Genomic DNA, 1984 nt, shown 5'->3' with positions numbered 1-1984 from the left:
TCCACGAGATTATCGTTTTCAAACCATTCACTAATGACTTGCTCGGCTCTATCAGCATGTAATTCTAATTCCACACGGTTTTTAATTGAAGTTTCTAGCCCTTTTTGTTCTTGTTCCTTTTGCTTATCGTAAATACGAATAACAAAAGGCGACTTGCCAAAGTTTGCCGTCCAGCCGTCTTGATTATTACCATGAATTGCAAATGACCTTGACTTACTCCAAAATCTGTTTTGCTGGGTTGCTTCAATAATTTCGTCCATATCTAACAAACCCCAATTATCATTGATTGCAATATCCAATCTTGAAATGGTGCCTTTAAAGCGTTTTGCCCGAACAAAAAACTTTTTCCAAGTAAGCCCTTGTTCCAACAATGCTTTTTCAAACAAACGTGTGCCTTGTCCTGTAAGATACATTGTTGTGCCAGTCTTTTGTTCATCTTGACCATGTTCATCAGTCGTGGGTTCAAAGTCCTGTACATAGATATTTTTTTCGCCAGCAAACGCAAATTCTCGTGTGTAAAAGTTTTGTGTCGTTGATCGCTCCAAAAATAATTCTGGTTTTAAGTGCATCACATCATTGATAACTTGTTCGCCAGTCATATCAGAAAATGTTATATTGACCCAATCAAATTGTAAATCAAGTGCATTCTTTAAATCGGGAAAAGCTGTATACATTTTTTCAACAAATTCATCTGTAATTGGCTTACTACCTATTTCAATATAGCTTAATAATGAACCCGACACACCAATTTTTTCAGCAAATTCTGTCTGTTTCAAATTCAGCATATTTCTAATAGTCTTAATATGTGAGCCTTGCAATTTCGGTGCTTTAATAAAATCTTCCATTGCGTTATCTTCCTTTTCATCATTTTTCACTAATTTTAATAATTGATACTTACCAACGTTTTTCAAACTTTCTAAACAAGTAAACAGTTTTCGATAATTATTATCATCAGCTTGTATGGCATCAATTGAAATTGCTGTGTAACCATTTAATTCATCTCCTTTGATTATGCCTAGTTCAATAAAATCGCCTAGTTTTAAATTATTAGATAGTTGATTGCCGTTGACTTTAACTGTTTTCACAGTTTGCAATTCGCCATGTAAACTCAAACCAACCTTAATCAGCGGTGTATTCGTATAAGCTAAACCATGTTGTGTTGTCCCTAAAAAAGTAGCGCTATAAAATTGATTAGTTTCTGCTAAGACTGTCATAGCTATTCCTTTCAAATTTTCAACAAACAATAGTCAAATTTCACAATTTTTTTTGACAAGTTTTTATATTTTCAAAACACCGTCATATCAGCCATTCTCGATACTTTTGGGGGTATTTATCGTAGCGACTTCTGCCCTTTAACCCCCCTGTTACCCCCCTGTTAGTAAGAGGGGGTTTTAGAAATTTAAGTAACCTTTCCGCCAGCGCAAGTGCCAGTCGTGCGACCAAAAGGTATTTTGGTCTTAACCACGACCACGCACCCTGCCCTTTAACGCTACGCTAGGGCGAGGGCGTGGCATGGCTCGCAAGGGCTTGCTCGCCACCCTGTCGGAACGGTCACTTTATGTACTAAAAAGCCCACTAATGGTTTTATACATCAGCAAGCTCTTTACTACCCCTACAATTGATTAACGCTTGATATGCGATAATTGCTCATTCAACTGCATCAAATCTTTACTACGATTGATAGCATGTGTTTTGGTAGAACGATAATTACCGATCATAAAGCCGATATTTTTACGAATTTGCACGATATATGGTGGCAACATTGGGTTGATCGTTTCCAACTCGCCACTATCCAATACTTTTTTCAATTCATTGTTAAGCTCTTCTAGGTGTTCAAGGTCACCAAGTTTTTCAATTGTCTTTAAATCAGTGATAGATTGTTCCGACAAAGATTGAATTTTTTTAACATGGTAGATTGCAAGAATTAACCGAACACTGCAAACTGCTGAAAAACCTTTCGTGGTGATTGCCAGTTGAGTGTTTT

Annotated in this window: 2 protein-coding genes; both read right to left on the bottom strand. The window is 36.7% G+C overall.

Annotated features, from left to right (window positions below; genetic code table 11):
* On the bottom strand, window positions 1-1214 hold a 1214-nt coding region (locus IEU71_RS10015), incomplete at its 3' end, for a replication initiation factor domain-containing protein (RefSeq protein WP_188349656.1).
* A 408-nt stretch (window positions 1215-1622) separates the two neighbouring features.
* Window positions 1623-1984 (bottom strand): hypothetical protein (locus tag IEU71_RS10010; protein WP_242030670.1); only part of this gene is annotated, 362 nt, incomplete at its 5' end.

This window comes from Leuconostoc falkenbergense (assembly GCF_014634805.1).
GTDB classification, from domain to species: domain Bacteria; phylum Bacillota; class Bacilli; order Lactobacillales; family Lactobacillaceae; genus Leuconostoc; species Leuconostoc falkenbergense.
Note: the sequence above shows the minus strand (reverse complement) of the source record. Positions and strands in the feature narration are given on the sequence as shown.